Here is an 18,081-nt window from a genome sequence, read left to right as displayed (position 1 = left end):
ACTCATTTATTTTTTATAACTTTCTCACCGAATTTCCGTCATTTAATTTTGCTGGAAAGCGATATGCATAATTCTTTGTCTGCCAGTTCTCATCATCCATCATACGCAGCAGATGATTTCCCGTAATCCGCCCCAGCTTATTTTTCGGATGTATGGCAGAGAGCAATTTTATATCTGTCGTATCCTGTAATTCCGCATCATCAAAGGATACAACAGACAGATCTTCCGGAACATGTATTCCCCTTTCTTCCAGGAACTCCAGATACACCCATGCGACTTCGTCATTGTAGATCAGAAGTGCTGTACACTCCCTGGTATGACGGTAAATATGTGCAAGTCCTTTTTTACTGAACTTATCTTCCATTTCTCTTGTGGAATACCAGCGGATACAGTCGTCATCGTATTTGATGCCATAATCGGACATACACTGTATAAATCCCTTATAACGTGCAATCCCCTGCATGTCATCATATTTCAGGATTCCTCCAATTTTCCGGTGTCCATGTTCGATCAATATCCTGGTAAGTTCATACGCTGCCCGTGTATCGGACGTTTCCACACTGTCAAATGCCATATTTTCATAATGGTTATGAATAAAAATTGTAGGGATATTTCTTTTCTTAATCTCTTCATACAAACGGATATTCGGGTTCGGAAATGCAGAGCGTGACCCTTCTATGATCAGTCCTGATACATTGTTCTTAAGCATTCCTTCCAGATACGCTGCCTCATCATTCAGACGATTCTTGGTAACCGCTACACCAATCCGATATCCTTTTTCGCTCAGGGATGATTCTATTCCGTCATATACCTCTGGAAAGAGATATTCGGAATAATAGCTCAAAAGTAACCCTACCTGCGGACGGTTGTCATCAATCAACTGTCCCTCATAAGACACATACGTTCCACTTCCCCTCACACGGGTGATCAGACCTTCTTCTTCCAGCTGCTGCAGTGCTGTCCTTACGGTCTGTCTGGAATAGCCAAATTTCTTCTGCAGACTCGTCTCTGAAGGAAACTTATCCATACTCTTGATCACTCCACTCGTGATCAAGGTATGTGCCCAGTTATATAATTTTTGATATTTTAAGCCTTCCTGATTCGTGTTCTTCATAACCTCTCCATATACCAATTACGGGCAAAAACATCAAAGAATGCCTTTGCCCGTAATGAATAAATAATTTTATTATTTGATAACTGTAAGTGATTCACGGTCTGCGAATACTGCTACGAAGATCAGGAATACAACTCCCTGGATCAGCTGCATCATCTGTGTTGAGAATCCCATCATTGTCAGTCCACTGTTCAGTACAACGTAAAGAAGAGATCCGACAACGATATTTTCAAATCTTACTTTTGCTCCACCGGAAATCGGCATACCACCTAATACCAGTGCGATCAGGATCTGTGTCTCTAACTGGTTACCACCGGAAGATGTAACAGATCCGACCTTGATAACGTTGATAAACGCTGCAAATCCTGTCAGTGCACCTGCCAGTACATACATGAGGAATTTCATTCTGTCTGTACGGATTCCTGAGAACATTGCTGCTTTTTCACCAGCTCCGATCGCTTTTAAATATGTTCCGAATTTTGTATAACGGAATGCGATAAATCCAATAACCAGAACAACTACTGTACAAGCCACTTTGAATCCTGTACTGTCATAATTGATCAATGTTGCAGAACCGGAAACAGGTGCATTCGTTGTCATATATTTGATAAATCCACGGAATAAGAACATGGTACAAATTGTAACAATGAATGATTTGATCTTACGGTATACGTAGAAGTATCCGTTGATCGCACCGATGATCACACCTGATGCAATACCACCAAGAATTGCAATTGCAATTCCATGTTTTGAAAGAATACATACAACGATTGAAGCAATTCCAAGGATAGATCCCTGAGAAAAGTCCAGGCCGCCCATCGTCATAATGAAGAATACGCCCATAGCTGCAATCATTGTAACATATACCTGCGAGAATGCCAGTGACATATTTCCCATCATACGGAAATCTGTCAGGACATTGAACAGCAGGAAAATAACAACCAATCCTACGATTGGCAGGAGCGCACGAACCATCGCCATCTTAGACGCTTTCTTAAGCTGCTGCTCCTTATCGTTTGTTTTTGCACTTACTTGACTTCCCATAGTTGCCTCCTTATACCATCATCGAAATCAGACCATTTTCATCCAGGTTCTGATTACGTTCAAGTTCTCCACTGATTTTTCCATCTTTCATAATAATGATACGATCACTCATACCAATCAGCTCCATCAACTCTTCTGAGATCATGATGATGGATTTACCGTTCTTTCTCATCTGGTTCATCAACTGATAGATGTCCTGTTTTACCTTAATATCGATTCCTCGGGTAGGACTGTCCAGAACAACGATATCAGAATCTTTTCCGATCCATCTTGCAAGAACAACTTTCTGTTTGTTACCACCGGACAGATTTGAAACGAACTGGTTTACATCATTCATCTTTACAGACATCTGTTTTGCATATTTATCGGCAAACTCTCTACGTTTCTTATCGCTTAATATATGTGCTTTATTAGCAAGTTCATCTAATGATGGTAAGCAGATATTGTCACCGATACTCTGATTCAGCACAACCGACTCATTGTCACGGTCTTTGGATGTATAAGCAATGCTGTGCTTAATTGCTGTAGGAATATCGTTGATGTGTGTTCCGTCAGCCAGAACAACTTCACCTTCTCTGTCATAAGATGCACCGAAGATTGCTTTACCGATCTCATGCATACCTGATTCTGACAGACCACCGAATCCAAGGATCTCTCCTTTGTGTAAATCAAAGCTGATATCTTCGATCAGTCCTGGAACTGTAACATTCTTTACGGATAATACAACTTCATCTGATACTTTTTCACCATAGTCTGAACGATAGTAATCACCTGTTACCTCACGTCCAACCATCAGCTTCTTCAGATCATCTTCGTTCACATCTGCACTCTTAACCGTATCGATATATACACCATCCCGGAGGATTGTGATTGTATCGGATTTGTCGAGAATTTCCGGAAGGTCATGGGAAATAAAGATAACCGTATTTCCATTGTCACGAACACGATTCATCTGTTTATACAGTTCTTCACGTCCTTCCTGCGAAAGAGCAGTTGTCGTCTCATCGACAACGACGATCTTAGGATTAAAATATGTAGCTTTTACGATCTCAACCAGTTTACGGTCTTCGAAATTATAATCATCAATCATATCTCCTGCTTTGATCTTATCAAATCCATAGGATTGTAAAAGCTCATTTGCTTTTTTGTTCATTGCTGCGGTATTCTTGATCCCCAGATGAACGAACTGATCTTCATGTCCAAGGAAGATATTCTCTGCTACCGTCAGTCCGGAAAGAGTTCCAAGTTCCTGTACGATGATAGAAATACCTTCTTCATTTGCTTCTACCTGGTTCTTCGGATGAACTTCTTTTCCATCCAGAATGAACTGTCCACTTTCCAGTGTATAGATTCCTGTCAACATATTTGTCATTGTTGATTTACCGGATCCATTTTCACCGATCAGTGCGTGAACCTCACCTTTATTGATATTAAATGACACATCTTTCAACGCCTTCGTGATACCGAAGTTTTTAGAAACATGTTTTACCTGTAATCTCACTTCACTCATTGCTGTCTTCCTCCTTCTATTACTTGACAATCTCGCCTTTTGTAACCTTTGTTGTCAGAGTAACGATAATCAGCAGTGCAAATCCTGTAATAACGTCCTGGATCGCTGTAGGAGCACCAAGTGCGATGAAACCGAAGAAAATAATATTGATTACGAATTCACCGATGATAATAGCCTGCAGCGGCATACCATATTTCTTAAATGCCAGACCGAAGAAACATCCCATAGTCGGTACGAAGTTTCGGCTCATAGATGCCATACCGGTAACCGCTACCATTGAAGAACCATAACTGATTGTCAGAATTGCCATTACTCCAAGGAATGCACCACTTAAGATGAATGCAAGTACCTTGTATTTATTAACATTAATACCCATGTTCTTGGCAACGAACTCATCACTACCAATTGCATAAGTATAAGTTCCGATTTTAGTGTAGTTTAAGAATATGTAAGCAACAACGCATGCTACCAATGCAAGGATAATATCCCAAGGCATACGTCCGAATGCTCTTAAGTGTGCCGGAAGTGTCTGTTCCACACCACCTGCCATGTAGTTTGCTAACGACTCATAGATGAGCGCCAGACCTGTTGTAACGATCATAGATGGAATTCTTAATTTTACATAGAAGATTCCGTTTAATAAACCAACGATAGTGCCTGTAAGAATACCTCCGACGATCAGTCCGAAATATCCTAAATTAAATTTTGTTGCCAATACGCAACCAACGATTGCGGAAAGCATGATATTTGCACCAATAGAGAAATCGAACATTCCCATTACCATTACGAAATAGAAACCAACCGCACCTACAGTGGCAATCAGACTGGCCTGAAAGTAATTGAGCATATTGGAAAATGAGCCGAAGTTATGTGGTGTCAATATTTTAAAGATTACCCAGGAAACAATTACAAGACCGATCAGGATTACATATCCCATTGTCTTTCCTGAGAGTTTTTTAGTAGTGCCCATATTATCTACCTCTTCTTATTATCTTTTTAAAAGGGAAGGTGGCATCGCCTTTCTTGCGACGTCACCCCCCAAATCATTTTCTGTTATCTTGCGTCCGGTTTATTTACCAGCACGGCTTTCTGCATCAGCGATAGATACGCTTGCTGCAGTTGCTTTCAGCTCTTTCAGACTTTCTTTAGACATAGCTACTAATTCATCGTCTGTGTATGGAAGCTGATCTACGAAATATTTCTCATATGCTGCATAGTCATCTGCTGATGATACATACAGGTATGGGAATGGAACATCTTCGAATTTACCAGCGAAGTCTTTGTAGTTACCTTTGACTGCATTGTAAACCATCATGAATGCGATCAATGGGTCACAGAAGTGTCCACCGGATTCACCGGCCATTGATCCATTCTGAAGTCTTTCTCCAAGGTCTGGAAGGAAGTCTGTAGAAACGATATCGATGTCCTGAGTCTTTCCTGCTCGTTCAACTGCTGCGATTGCTCCCTGAAGTGGATCTCCACCACCACCAGCTGGGATCAATGCATCAAGCTTAGGATCTGCTGCCATTAAAGCTTCAGCGGCTTTTGATCCACCTTCTGAAGTTGTACCAGCGTACTGTGGCTCAGAAATTTTTGCTTTGTCGTCTGGGTTTTCTTTGTTCCATTTTTCAACTCCGGCTTTGTAACCTTTCCATCTTCCGAGCCATGTAGCATCTCCCTGCTCCCAGCCGATAAGACCGATGTTACGATCGCCTTTATCAAGAAGGATCTTAACAAGTTCTGCACCGTTTGCAGGTTCATCTTCATGAACTGCTCCGATGTAGTAAGCGGAATCTTTTGCTGCTTTGTAGATATCTGCACTGTCTTCTTTGCTGATTACACGGAAGAACTGTGCAAGATATACTTTATTATCATTACATGTCTTGATTGCTGATGTCATCTCTGTATCAGATGAGTTACAGATGATGATTCCCTGGCATCCTGCTGCTGCTAACTGCTCTACAGAAGCTGTAACTTTCTCAGATACATGTCCCTGGTCAACATACTGTACTTCTACATCCAGTGCTTTAGCTGCTGCATCCAGCATCTTCTTACACTGTGATCCAAGAACGTCTGTTGAAGACCAGATAGAAACTCCGATTTTAACCTTTCCTGATTTGCTGCTCTTGTTACCTGAGCCACCATTGCCGCTTCCACATGCAGCAAGTCCAACTACCATTGTTGCTGCCAGAAGAGCTGCTGTTACTTTTTTGAGAACTCTCTTCATAATGTCTCCTCCGTTTTCTATTTATTTGATGATTCAATTATATACTTAACCTGTCCGGTTTCGCAATAAAATACAACCATTTTTTCTCACAAAGTTGTATCGTTGCAAGTTGTTTTCCATTGCTTTTATGTGTGTTTTTCTATCTTTTTGTGCGTTTTGACAGTCTTAGCCGCTATAATTGTGAACAAAAAATGAATTTTTTGTGCACTTTTTGGCTTTTTCTTCATATTTTCTTTAGAAAGCAATACAACTTTCATTTTTCCATTTACTTGTATTGTTTTTGACAAATATGTCGAATTAGATTGTATTTTATTTTTCGTTCGCTCTAAATCCTTTTCGAACTAAATCCTTTTATTATATGTAGATACTTCTCTTCCTTTGTATTTTTATCCGTACATCCATATCAAAAACTTATAATCTTAATGCATAATTGCTATTTTACGTATTGTTCTTATTATGATATCCTACATTTGGTTAAATAATTAACACAAAGTTTTTATGAAAGAGGTAAGAATATGGAAGACACAAAAACATGTCTTGAGAAGCAGCCGTTATCTCAGGAAATGCTTGAAAAGATGAATGCTTACTGGCGTGCTGCCAACTATCTGTCAGCCGGTCAGTTATATCTTCTTGACAATCCGCTCTTAAAAGAGCCACTTACAATGGATCAGATCAAGAAAAAAATCGTTGGTCACTGGGGAACTGTCCCAGGACAGAACTTTATCTATGTACACTGCAACCGTGAAATCAAACGTTATGATCTGGATATGATCTTATTATCAGGTCCTGGACATGGCGGAAACTTCTTAATTGCCAATACATATCTGGAAGGTTCTTACAGCGAAGTATATCCGAACATCAGCCAAGATGAAGAAGGTATGAAGAAGATGTTCAAGCAGTTCTCATTCCCATGTGGAGTTCCGAGTCACTGTGCACCAGAGACACCAGGATCTATCAACGAAGGTGGAGAGCTTGGATACTCTATCGCTCATGCATTCGGTGCTGTATTCGACAACCCGGATCTGATCGCAACTGTTGTTGTTGGTGACGGTGAAGCTGAGACCGGACCGTTAGCTACTTCATGGCAGTCTAACAAGTTCCTGAACCCAGTTACAGACGGTGCTGTACTTCCAATTCTTCATTTAAATGGATATAAGATCAGTAACCCTACTATCTTCTCTCGTATTTCCCACGAGGAAGTTGAGAACTTCTTCAAAGGATGTGGATGGAAACCTTACTTCGTAGAAGGCGATGATCCGATGACAATGCACAAGAAGATGGCAGAAACAATGGATACTGTTATCGAAGAGATCAAAGCAATCCAGAAAAATGCACGTGAGAACAATGATCCAGAACGTCCGGCATGGCCAATGATCGTTCTGCGTACACCAAAGGGATGGACTGGACCAAAGGTTGTAGATGGACAGCAGATCGAAGGATCTTTCCGTGCACATCAGGTACCACTTACAATGGAAAGTCCAGAACATCTGGAACTCTTAAAAGAGTGGCTGGAAAGCTATCATCCGGAAGAACTCTTCGATGAAAACGGACACCTGATCCCAGAACTTGCGGAACTTGCACCTAAGGGAGATGCCCGTCTCGGAGCTAACCCACATGCAAATGGTGGATTATTATTAAAAGACTTAAGACTTCCTGATTTCCGTTCTTATGGAATCGAAGTTGAACCAGGTAAGACAAAGGCTCAGGATATGATCGAACTTGGTGGATATATCCGTGACATCTTCGAATTAAACGAAGAGAACAAGAACTTCCGTATCTTCGGACCTGACGAAAGTATGTCTAACCGTTTATACAAAGTATTTGAAACACAGAACCGTGACTGGAATGCCGGACTTCTTGACACAGACGATTGTCTTGCAAGAAACGGACGTATCATGGATGGTATGTTAAGTGAGCATATGTGTGAAGGATGGCTGGAAGGTTATCTGTTAACAGGACGTCACGGATTCTTCGCAAGTTACGAAGCATTCATCCGTATCGTTGACTCTATGGCAGCTCAGCATGCAAAATGGTTAAAAGTATGTAACCAGCTTTCATGGAGACAGCCAATTGCTTCTCTTAACTTCATCCTGACATCAAATGTATGGCAGCAGGATCACAACGGATTTACACATCAGGACCCAGGATTCCTGGATCACATCGCTAATAAAAAAGCAGATGTTGTCCGCATGTATCTCCCACCGGATGCTAACTGCTTACTCTCTTGCTTCGATCACTGTATCAAGAGCAAGAACTATGTCAACGCTATCGTAGCTTCAAAACACCCAAGCTGCCAGTGGTTATCTATGGAACAGGCTGTTAAGCACTGTACGCAGGGTATCGGTATCTGGGATTGGGCAAGTAACGACTGTGGTGAAGAACCAGATGTTGTTATGGCTTGCTGCGGTGACACACCAACTCTTGAAACAATGGCTGCTGTTACAATTCTTCGTGATGAAATGCCAGAACTCAAGATTCGTGTTGTTAACGTTGTTGACCTGTTCAAGATGGAATCAGATCACAAACATCCACACGGATTAAGTGATGCAGAATATGATGCAATCTTTACAAAAGATAAACCGATCATCTTCGCATTCCACGGATATCCGACACTGATCCATGAACTTACATACGAACGTAACAACCACAATATTTCCGTTCATGGATATCAGGAAGAAGGAACGATCACTACACCATTCGATATGCGTGTACAGAACCAGATCGACCGTTTCAACCTGGTAAAAGATGCTATCATGCACTTGCCACAGCTTGGCAACAAGGGATCATTCCTGATCCAGAAGATGAACGACAAGCTGGTTGAGCACAAACAGTACATTGCCGAATACGGACAGGATCTTGAAGAGATCCGTAACTGGGAGTGGCATAAATAAAAAAGTCCTCTATTGATTAGTTTGTTTTAATATAATAAAAGCCCGGAAGCTTACAATATTTTACTCCAATTCGATACCTTTATCTTTTATCTGATCATTATTGATCATCCGAATTTATGTAAGCTTCCGGGTTTTTACATTTCTTTTTCTTTCAGGAATTTCTGAAATTCTTTTGCCGCGATACTTTGCGGATATTCCATGTCGTAGATCAGTATGATATTACGTTCCGGCAGCTTTTCTTTCACTTTGATCTCAAATACCTGTCCGGACTTAAGTTCCGAATCTGCAAATTCCGCCGGGATGAAACCAAGTCCCAGATTGTGCCTTACCGCCGGAAGTATCATATCCGTCGTTGCAAGCTCCATATCCGGTGTAAATGTCAGACTGTTCTTTTCAAAATATTCATTTAGAAAACGTCTGGTAATCGTCTCTGCAGTCAGACTGATCCACGGATAGGACACCAGTTCCTTAAGCGAGACCTCTTTCCCATCATCCTTTAATTCTCCAAATCTGTTTCCACTGATCAGGATATCATGATATTTTCTCAGAATCTTCATCCGAAGAGGTTTTGCTACCTGAAGGTTCGCCGATACAAATGCAAGGTCTACTTTTCCTTCTTTTACTGCATTCACCGACTCTGTCGTACTGTTATTCAGAATCTTAAACCTCACATTCGGATACAGGCTGTTGAATTCTTCCATTGCCTGAAAAAGATAACAGTGAAGTGCCGTCTCCGTAGCGCTGATATAGATCGTTCCGTTCTCCAGCGAGATCAGATTACTCAGATCATTCTCTCCTTTGAAAAACTGGGCACATCCTGCCGCTACATATCCATAAAATGTCCGGCCTTCCGGAGTTAGCTGCATTCCGGTCTTACTCCTCGTAAATAAGCGGCAGCCAAGTTCATTTTCCAGTTTGTGTATGGTACGCGTGACTGCCGGCTGGCTGGTCTTCAGTACCGTTGCCGCCTTGGTAAGATTTTCATATTTTGCTACATAATAAAATATTTTGTAATATTCAAAATTTGAATTCATAATAAAAACTACTCCTCTTCATCTCTCACTATATTTTAAAAAATAAGTGAAAAATGTCAAGTGATATCTTCCTTCTCCACCGCTGTCAACTTTTTTTATATACTTTTACATATTCAAAAAGAGATCTGACATATCCAAATGCCAAATCTCTTTTTTGTTCTTATCTTATTAACCTTTTACAGCTCCGGCTGCAACACCTTTGATAATATGCTTCTGACAAGCCAGATAGAAGATAACTACCGGAATTACCGCAAGGATCAGCGCTGCCATAACAGCACCCATATCTACACGTCCATAACTTCCCTTCATATACTGGATCGCAATTGAGATTGTCTTATACTTATTCAGATCCAGTACCAGGTATGGAAGCAGGAAGTCGTTCCAGATCCACATCGTCTCCAGGATTCCTACGGAAATGTATGTCGGCTTCATGATCGGAAGTACAACAGAGAAAAAGGTTCGAAGTGGTGTACATCCGTCGATCATTGCTGCTTCTTCAATTTCCAGTGGAATAGATTTTACAAATCCGCAGAACATGAATACTGCAAGACCTGCACCAAATCCGAGGTAAATGATGATGATTCCCCAAGGTGTACGAAGACCGGTACGGTCAGCTACCAGCGATAAGGTGAACATAACCATCTGGAACGGAACAACCATGGAAAATACGCAGAGTAAATATAACAGTTTTGTAAACTTACTGTTTACTCTTGTAATATACCATGCACACATAGAAGTACATACAAGGATCACAAGTACGGAACCAACTGTGATAAATACAGTCCAGCCGACTGCACTCAGCAGTTCATATTTGTCAATTGCGGACAGGAAGTTATCGATTCCTACCCATGTCTGCTTTGTCGGGAGTTTGAATGGTTCTTTGTTGATAAATACTTTATTTTTAAATGAGTTGATCAGCACGATCAGGATCGGCATGATATATACAATACCGATGATCGTAAATGCACCTGTTCCAAACCAGCTTAATTTACTTGTCTTTTTCTTCATTACTGCTGTACCTCCTTAGAACGTGTTGCACGTAACTGGATCATACCGATCACAACTACGATTGCAAAGAAGATGACTGCCTTCGCCTGTCCGACTCCTTCCCATCCGGTACGTCCGTAGAACGTATTGAAGATATTAAGCGCCATCATCTCAGACATCTTAGACGGTTCACCGGCTGTCAGGGACAGGTTCTGATCGAATAACTTGAATCCGTTTGTAATTGACAGGAACATACAGATCGTGATCGATGGCATCATCATCGGGATTGTTACCTTGAATAATGTCTGGATCTTATTTGCTCCGTCAATCTCTGCTGCTTCAATGACATCACCAGGAATAGACTGAAGACCAGCAATATAGATGATCATCATATAACCGATCTGCTGCCAGCTGACCAGAATGATCAGTCCCCAGAAGCCATACCACTCATTCAGAGCAAGTGCGGTACCATATCTGGAAAGAACTCCGTTAAAGATCAGCTGCCAGATATATCCAAGTACGATACCACCGATCAGGTTCGGCATGAAGAAGACCGTACGGAAGACATTTGTTCCATGCATTTCTTTTGTCAGTGCCATTGCAAGTGCAAATGCTATGATGTTAATGATCAGAAGAGATGCAATCGCGAACAGTACGGTATACCAGAATGAATGACGGAATGCCGTATCTTTCAGTGCTTCTATGTAATTTGAAAATCCTACGAATTTCGCGTCTGTTACGGTTGTAAATTTACAAAATGAAAGCCAGATTCCCATAATAAAAGGAACGATAAAGCCAAGAATAAATGCAAAAAACGTTGGAAGCACGAAAATCGGCATATAACGTTTGATGGATTTTTCCATAATAAATTCCTCCTTCCATGCAGAGAATCTCCGCTTCATTTCCCTGCACTTTTTCATAAAAGCGGCGGGTGTTTCTTGCAACCGCCCGCCACTACTCACTTCATATAACTATTTTGATTGTTACATTTTTATTTTTATTTTGCTGCTGCAGCTTCTTTTGCCCATCCGTCAACGAATGCTGTTGTAACTTTTGCCCAGTTTGCATCTGTCGGATCTGCTGCGTAACTTGTCAGTGCAGAACCCACTCCGTTCTTCCACTCTTCTGATGGCATTGTTGAGAAGTTCCAAGATACAGGAGTCTTTCCGTCTTCTGTATATTTGTTTGCTTCGTTAACAAGTACGTTGTCTGATTTCAGGTTCTTCTTAAATGGAATTGTGAATCCCATGTCTTTGCACATTGCCTTTACACCATCATCAGATGTTACACACCAGTTCATGAAATCAAGTGTTGCCTGAATGTCGTCTTCAGATGCTTTGGAGTTTACACACCAGTAGTTCTCTGTACCTGTACAGATTCCCTGATCTTCTTCGCCTTCTACACCGATGTAGATTGGAAGGATTCCAAGATTGTCATCTCCGACGTCTTTGATGTTGTTATATTCCCATGTACCATTCTGGTAGAAGACTGCATCACCTGTTACGAAATCTGCTGTTGCATCGTCAGCTGTCTTTGTAGAAAGTTCTGTTGGTTTGCAGGTAGCGTTGTTGATGTAGAGATCCCAGATCTGACGGTAGTTATCAAGGTATGTTCCTTTGATAGCATCTGTGTTATCGATTCCTTCATCTTTGTATTCATAGTAGATTGGAAGGTTTGCCAGATGAGTTTTGAATCTCCAGTCAGATGATCCGTCCATACCAGCGGATGTAAATGCTGAGAATCCAAGTTTGTCCTTATTTGCTGTGATATCTTCTACAACTTTCTTGAAGCTGTCAAAGTTAGTGATATCATCAGCTGAGTATCCTGCTTTCTTTAACAGTTCTTTGTTGTAAATGATTCCGTAGCTTTCTATTACGTATGCGATTCCTGACATCTTGTCGCCGTCCATCAGTGCGAAATCATCACTTGTCAGCTGTTTTGCAACATCAGAATCTTTCAGATCGTAGCAGTAATCTTTCCAGCTTGCAAGTCCAACCGGTCCGTTTACCTGGAACAGTGTCGGGGCATTGCTCTTAGCCATCTCAGATTTTAATGTCTTTTCGTATTCTCCGGATGCTGCTGTAAGTACTGTTACATCCACTCCTGTTTCTTTTGTATACTCTTTTGCCAGATCCTGCCACTGCTCATCCTGTTCTGGTTTGAAGTTTAAGTAGTATACTTTTCCTTTTGCATCTTTCTTGTCTGACTTGCTGTCAGAAGAGCTTCCACATCCTGCAACCATTCCTGTTGCCATGGCTGCTACCAGCATTGCTGATACAACTTTACGCATTTTCATAATTCATTTCCCTCGCCTTTCTTTTTTGAAACCTTCGTTTCTCTTGTTGTCATTATATTAACAGAAATGCGCTCAAACCCTGTATCAATAAAACAACCTGATATACAAAAAAACATATCTATTGTTCTTCTTCAAACTGCCGGATGCTTTCGTCTTCTGCCTGCGTGAATTCCTGCTCCGTTATCTTTCCCTGTACCAGTTCCGCCAGACATTCTCCCAGTACATTCTCCTGCAGCAGTGAATTCCACTTCACCTGATAATTCGGTACGATCTGTGGATTTCCCGTATAAGCCTTCAGATAATCATCCAACAGCGTCCCTTCCTGTCTTGTCCTGCTGTTCAGCAATTCTTCTTTCTGTTCTTTATTCAATTTCGTTCTGAATTTGAGGAACTCAACTGCTCCTTTTTTCACCTTTTCACTATAAGTTGATACAACTGCCCAGCCGAATGTCTCCGGTGAGCCTATCAGTTTATTTTCAGGAAATGTAGAAAAACATACTTTTTTCTGCATTTCCTCCGGAATCTTATCAATCATCCAGTAACCATTAGGTATCATCGCTGCATTTCCTGCCACGAAATTATCATAAGCTACGTCAAAATCATTATGTAATGCATCCTGGGTCGTATATTGGAATAATTTTTTTAATGTACCGGCTATCTCCAGCCCCGGTTCATTCTGATAGGTATCCGGATATAATTGCTTCATGAATGCCGCACCTTCTTCACTTCCTGCTACTTCTGCTGTTGCAAGCAGCATTGCGGCCCATGCCGTCCCTTCCGTATGCAGGGCAAGCGGCGTGATCCCTGCTGCTTTCAGTTTCTCACAACATTTCCAGAACTCTTCCCATGTCTCAGGAAATCTGCTGATTCCTGCCTGTTCAAATAACTCCCGGTTCCAGAAAACCCCTGAACAGGCGAATGCCGCCGTGCTGACCGGACCCAGATAAATCTTTCCATCCTCTTCCCGGACCGATTCCATTACTGACGGTTCGATCATATCTTTCCATTCCTGATCTTCGTTAATGTAAGGTGTCAGGTCCTCAATCCTGCCTTTCTTGATCATCATCTGATAGAAAGACGGAAGCATACGCAGATCAGTGATAATAGCCGGTAATTCATCTGTCACATTCATACGTTTCAGATTCTTCCGGTATTCTTCCTCTGTCTCCATCACCCAGTCCACATCTATATGATACTTCCCTTTGTATGCCCTGTTGAACCGCTCCACCACTTCCTCTTCATTCTTATTACCGGTACTGGAATCTACGGTAAGGATCATTGGGATCTCTACTACTTTATTCTTTTTTCTGGTCTGTGTATCCTCTTTTCCCACACAGCCGGTCAGTGCTGCCAGCATGACGATCACCATCACTGCTGCCATAATCCGTCTACTGTTCACTGTTTTCTTTCCCGTCATCCGGGATCTGGATAACACAGACGGTTCCATTTGTATCCGATTCATAGAAAAATCTCACATCCTCCCCATACTTTAACCGCAGTCGCGTAATAATATTTATCACACCATAACCATGTTTTTTGTCTTCAAAACTGTCTTTCATTTTTGACACCGGTATCTCTGACAGTCCGTTTAACTTCTCCGCCATCTGCTCTTCCATCGGAGTTCCGTTATTATAGACACTGAATGTAAGCTGTCCTGCCTGTTCAGTGACACTGATCCTTATCAGACCGCCTTCGAAGATATCACAAAATCCATATTTGACTGCATTTTCCACAATTGGCTGTAAGATCAGCTTTAATATCCACCTTGTTTTCAGTTCTTCTGCACATTCGATCTCATAACGGAACAGATTCTCATTGCGGATCTGCTGGATCTCCATATAACTTTTTACATTTTCCAGCTCGTCTTCTACTGTCACAATCTCACGTCCTTTGCTCAGTGACAGACGCAGATACTTTGACAGTGCCTGTATCATCTTCATCGTCTTCTCTTCCCCGTTGATCCGCGCCAGCATATAGATGGTATCCAGGGTATTATAGAGAAAATGCGGATTGATCTGGCTGATCAGCGTATTCATCTCACTGATTCTTAGTTCTTTCTGCTGATTCTTGACCTCGTTCTGGAACTCTTCGATATTCTTTAACATCTCGTTATAGGCATGCCCGATCTTATCCAGTTCTGTGTCCGTATGGATCTGAATGGTATGTGTAAAATCATTTCCATCAAAACTTGTCATGGCATCACTGATCTGTCTGATCGGCCGGGTAAATGTCTGTGATGCATAAAGACTTAATACAAACGCCAGCACTGCGATCACCGCATAGATAGTGAGTAATACGATCAATATCTGCGTCATTCCCTGATTCAATACCATATCCGGCACCAGTGTAAAGATCACCATCCCTGTCTCTTCCTGCCGGTATGCCTGTAAAATCCCGCCTTCTATCTTTTTTCCCCGCACGATCACACCGGATTTTTTCGTTCTGGTCAGTTCCGTAATCTTCTTCATTGTCCTTTTTTCGATACTGAGATCTTCCGGTTCCTGCCGGATGCAAGTCTTTCCTTCCGGACTTATGATTCCCACTGCAACATCTTTTGCAATCTTCCTGTCTTTATCCATAACACTTTCCAGAAACTGTTGATTCATCTTCAGATACACGATTCCAGGTTCATGTGCGTAATCCATACTGTTCACATATCTTCCGATAAACAAAGCTTCGTCCCCCGTACCAAACAGGTAATCCCGGGTCCATATCCACTGCGTCTTCGCATATTCATCCCCCATTTTCTCACGCAGACCGCTGCTTTGAAAATCCGAATAACCAATCTGGGAATAGGATTTTTCGTAAACATTTCTTTTATTATCAATGTAGCAGTAATCAGCGACATGATTCAGATCTATATATGCAAAATATTTGCTCAGTGCATTCTTCTCTACTTCCTGCAGTTCTTTATTCCTCAGACTCTTCTGCACATCATTTTCCAAGATGATCTCTGCTGTCACGGCATCCGTCTTCCGGTAGAGATTATCCAGGGCTATCCCCATCTTTTCATTCATGAATTCATACTTATCCACAATCACATCTGTCATATTCCGTCTGACATAAGTCCATACACAGATGCTTGAAAGAACCAGTGCCAGTATCAGAAGCGTACACATATACTTCAGATACTTTTTCTGGATTCCTGACATTTTACTTTTTTTCATACTTCATATTCCCTTTTGTAATCTCTCGGAAGCTGTCCTGTATATTCTTTAAACAAATGCGAAAAATAGGATGGATTACTGATTCCGACCTGCTCGCAGATATTACCGATGCTGGTTCTTCCGTCTTCCAGCAGTCTCTTTGCCAGCTCCATTCTACGCTGCAGCAGATATTGTTTGAATGTCATATGAAAGGTATTCTTGAATACCCGTCCAAAATATACCGGATTCAGATATACATGTGTCGCCACTGATACAATCGAAAGATCTTCATTATCCAGATGTTCATCTATATATGCCACAGCCGCTGCAATGTATTCTTTTGATCCCTTATTCTCTTTCTTTTCTGCATTTTCCAGTCTTTTTTCAATAGCAGTTCCCAGAATCTTGTAACAGACATCCACTGCTTTTGCCGCCTTTAAGTTTCTCATATTCGAATAATAATTTTCAAATTGCTGATTCAGTGATTCGTCCATCCCGTAACTGTCTTTTAACATGAATTCTGTCTTTACCATGATCTTGTGCATATACTGGCATTGCAGTTCTTCTCTGTGTGGCAGTTGGTAAATAAAATGTACAAATGCCTGCTTTAACTGTACGGCGTCGTTCTTCCGCACGCTGTTGACCACCATCATCTCTGCCTCCGCCGGATATGGGCTTTCCTCTTTTTCTTCAACAGTCTCCGGGATTGTAAATACTCCCGCTCCGGATGCATTTGTAACAGCGAACAATCTCTGCGCTTCTTCGAAACTTCTTCTGATTCCGCGGATCCCTTTATATGGTTTGGATATTGCTGCAATAACCGGGCTGTTCTCTTCTTTTTTTACCTCTTCCAGTAGTTCTTTCAGCTCATGTACCGCTGTGTTCTCCTGCGTCTTTACAATAAATGTACGATGTCCTTCTTCACTTTCGAATTTCCAGTATGTGAATCTCTCTGCGATCTTTTCTTCAATCATTCTGACCATGGAAAATCTCGAGGCTTCATATTCCAGTTCATTGGTAATCTTATAGGCCAGATCAAGATCTGCATATACTGTAATAAACCGGTCTCCTTCCTTCATGACATCCTGCAGCGTATGGAAGACTTCATCTACTTTTTCTTCCGGCAGCCGGTTCTGGACATATTTTTGCACGACAACCTGCAAAAATCCATCTCCGTCCTTTTTCAGAAGTCTCTCCCAGCGGTCATACTTTTCCTCATTTCTGATCTGATCTTCACAGATTTTACCGACATCTGTCATCGTCGCCTGTAATTTTTCATCTTCAATCGGCTTCAGAAGATATGCGAATGCCCCCAGATCACATGCCTTCTTCGCATATTCAAAATCCCTGTATGCACTTAATACCACGAACTGACATTCCGGGTTCTCTTTCTTGATTTCTTCCATTACCATAAGTCCGGAAATCTGTTTCATCCTGATGTCTGTCAGCACTACGTGTGGTTTTTTTTCACGTATTACCTTTAACGCCTGCTCTCCGCTCTGCGCAAAACCAACCACCTCATATCCCATACCGTTCCAGTCATACGTCTTTACCAGACCCTCCAGCAGGATCGGCTCATCATCTACGATCACCAGTTTTAACAACCCCATAGTACACCTCATACCTTTTATTAATACCATCTTAACATATTACAGTCTCATTCTATAATTTTTTATACTTTTTCTTTACCAAAAATCATATCTGTTATGCAAAAAATCATACATTTTATGTCAAAAATTATACTTTTATGAAAAATCAGAAGTTTTGGCATATACAAAACAAAAAGAAAAACACAATATCCAAAACGTTTCCATTCCCTTCTCAGTGAATCC

General features: G+C 41.4%; 13 protein-coding genes. 1 reads left to right on the top strand and 12 read right to left on the bottom strand.

Annotation, left to right across the window (positions count from 1 at the left end):
• Positions 1–13: 13 nt before the first annotated feature.
• From NQ508_RS02945 to NQ508_RS02925, 5 genes are all read right to left on the bottom strand, one after another.
• The gene (locus tag NQ508_RS02945; protein ID WP_006427861.1) at positions 14–1,114 is read right to left on the bottom strand and encodes a GntR family transcriptional regulator; all 1,101 of its coding nucleotides are present in this window, start codon (positions 1,112–1,114) and stop codon (positions 14–16) included.
• A 72-nt stretch (positions 1,115–1,186) separates the two neighbouring features.
• Positions 1,187–2,158 carry an ABC transporter permease gene (locus NQ508_RS02940; RefSeq protein WP_006427863.1) on the bottom strand — a complete coding sequence of 324 codons (972 nt, stop codon included), beginning with the start codon at positions 2,156–2,158 and terminating at the stop codon, positions 1,187–1,189.
• A gap of 10 nt (positions 2,159–2,168) precedes the next feature.
• The gene (locus tag NQ508_RS02935) at positions 2,169–3,668 is read right to left on the bottom strand and encodes a sugar ABC transporter ATP-binding protein (RefSeq protein ID WP_006427865.1); all 1,500 of its coding nucleotides are present in this window, start codon (positions 3,666–3,668) and stop codon (positions 2,169–2,171) included.
• A gap of 19 nt (positions 3,669–3,687) precedes the next feature.
• The gene (locus NQ508_RS02930) at positions 3,688–4,638 is read right to left on the bottom strand and encodes an ABC transporter permease (protein ID WP_022415810.1); all 951 of its coding nucleotides are present in this window, start codon (positions 4,636–4,638) and stop codon (positions 3,688–3,690) included.
• A 99-nt stretch (positions 4,639–4,737) separates the two neighbouring features.
• Positions 4,738–5,895 carry a sugar ABC transporter substrate-binding protein gene (locus NQ508_RS02925; protein WP_006427869.1) on the bottom strand — a complete coding sequence of 386 codons (1,158 nt, stop codon included), beginning with the start codon at positions 5,893–5,895 and terminating at the stop codon, positions 4,738–4,740.
• A 515-nt stretch (positions 5,896–6,410) separates the two neighbouring features.
• Here NQ508_RS02925 and NQ508_RS02920 point away from each other — a divergent pair.
• Positions 6,411–8,786: a phosphoketolase family protein gene (locus NQ508_RS02920; RefSeq protein ID WP_006427872.1), complete on the top strand. Its 2,376-nt coding sequence runs from the start codon at positions 6,411–6,413 to the stop codon at positions 8,784–8,786.
• A gap of 134 nt (positions 8,787–8,920) precedes the next feature.
• Here the strand turns inward: NQ508_RS02920 and NQ508_RS02915 are convergent, their stop codons facing one another.
• The 7 genes from NQ508_RS02915 to NQ508_RS02885 all read right to left on the bottom strand — a co-directional run bounded on the left by NQ508_RS02915 (position 8,921) and on the right by NQ508_RS02885 (position 17,859).
• Positions 8,921–9,820: a LysR family transcriptional regulator gene (locus tag NQ508_RS02915; RefSeq protein ID WP_006427873.1), complete on the bottom strand. Its 900-nt coding sequence runs from the start codon at positions 9,818–9,820 to the stop codon at positions 8,921–8,923.
• 168 nt (positions 9,821–9,988) lie between these two features.
• Positions 9,989–10,828: a carbohydrate ABC transporter permease gene (locus NQ508_RS02910; protein ID WP_006427874.1), complete on the bottom strand. Its 840-nt coding sequence runs from the start codon at positions 10,826–10,828 to the stop codon at positions 9,989–9,991.
• A complete protein-coding gene (locus NQ508_RS02905; RefSeq protein WP_044920163.1) occupies positions 10,828–11,670 on the bottom strand; it encodes a carbohydrate ABC transporter permease in 843 nt (280 codons plus the stop codon). Before NQ508_RS02905 ends, NQ508_RS02910 begins: the two co-directional genes overlap by 1 nt.
• 134 nt (positions 11,671–11,804) lie before the next feature.
• Positions 11,805–13,103, bottom strand: a complete 1,299-nt coding sequence (locus NQ508_RS02900) for an ABC transporter substrate-binding protein (protein ID WP_006427876.1) — start codon at positions 13,101–13,103, stop codon at positions 11,805–11,807.
• Positions 13,104–13,221: 118 nt separating this feature from the next.
• The gene (locus NQ508_RS02895) at positions 13,222–14,502 is read right to left on the bottom strand and encodes an ABC transporter substrate-binding protein (protein ID WP_242654758.1); all 1,281 of its coding nucleotides are present in this window, start codon (positions 14,500–14,502) and stop codon (positions 13,222–13,224) included.
• Positions 14,492–16,270, bottom strand: a complete 1,779-nt coding sequence (locus tag NQ508_RS02890; RefSeq protein WP_006427878.1) for a sensor histidine kinase — start codon at positions 16,268–16,270, stop codon at positions 14,492–14,494. Before NQ508_RS02890 ends, NQ508_RS02895 begins: the two co-directional genes overlap by 11 nt.
• Positions 16,267–17,859: a response regulator transcription factor gene (locus NQ508_RS02885; RefSeq protein ID WP_022415822.1), complete on the bottom strand. Its 1,593-nt coding sequence runs from the start codon at positions 17,857–17,859 to the stop codon at positions 16,267–16,269. Before NQ508_RS02885 ends, NQ508_RS02890 begins: the two co-directional genes overlap by 4 nt.
• Positions 17,860–18,081 lie beyond the last annotated feature (222 nt).

The organism is Dorea longicatena (genome assembly GCF_025150085.1).
GTDB classification, from domain to species: domain Bacteria; phylum Bacillota; class Clostridia; order Lachnospirales; family Lachnospiraceae; genus Dorea_A; species Dorea_A longicatena.
The sequence above is the reverse complement of the archived record's forward strand: the minus strand, read 5'-3'. Positions and strand labels throughout refer to the sequence as shown.

Bases quoted from the DNA above. Each gene is read 5' to 3' on its own strand.
- NQ508_RS02905 (WP_044920163.1), bottom strand. From the start codon at position 11,670: ATGGAAAAATCCATCAAACGTTATATGCCGATTTTCGTGCTTCCAACG.
- NQ508_RS02910 (WP_006427874.1), bottom strand. From the start codon at position 10,828: ATGAAGAAAAAGACAAGTAAATTAAGCTGGTTTGGAACAGGTGCATTT.
- NQ508_RS02900 (WP_006427876.1), bottom strand. From the start codon at position 13,103: ATGAAAATGCGTAAAGTTGTATCAGCAATGCTGGTAGCAGCCATGGCA.
- NQ508_RS02920 (WP_006427872.1), top strand. From the start codon at position 6,411: ATGGAAGACACAAAAACATGTCTTGAGAAGCAGCCGTTATCTCAGGAA.
- NQ508_RS02885 (WP_022415822.1), bottom strand. From the start codon at position 17,859: ATGGGGTTGTTAAAACTGGTGATCGTAGATGATGAGCCGATCCTGCTG.
- NQ508_RS02945 (WP_006427861.1), bottom strand. From the start codon at position 1,114: ATGAAGAACACGAATCAGGAAGGCTTAAAATATCAAAAATTATATAAC.
- NQ508_RS02940 (WP_006427863.1), bottom strand. From the start codon at position 2,158: ATGGGAAGTCAAGTAAGTGCAAAAACAAACGATAAGGAGCAGCAGCTT.
- NQ508_RS02930 (WP_022415810.1), bottom strand. From the start codon at position 4,638: ATGGGCACTACTAAAAAACTCTCAGGAAAGACAATGGGATATGTAATC.
- NQ508_RS02915 (WP_006427873.1), bottom strand. From the start codon at position 9,820: ATGAATTCAAATTTTGAATATTACAAAATATTTTATTATGTAGCAAAA.
- NQ508_RS02935 (WP_006427865.1), bottom strand. From the start codon at position 3,668: ATGAGTGAAGTGAGATTACAGGTAAAACATGTTTCTAAAAACTTCGGT.
- NQ508_RS02890 (WP_006427878.1), bottom strand. From the start codon at position 16,270: ATGAAAAAAAGTAAAATGTCAGGAATCCAGAAAAAGTATCTGAAGTAT.
- NQ508_RS02925 (WP_006427869.1), bottom strand. From the start codon at position 5,895: ATGAAGAGAGTTCTCAAAAAAGTAACAGCAGCTCTTCTGGCAGCAACA.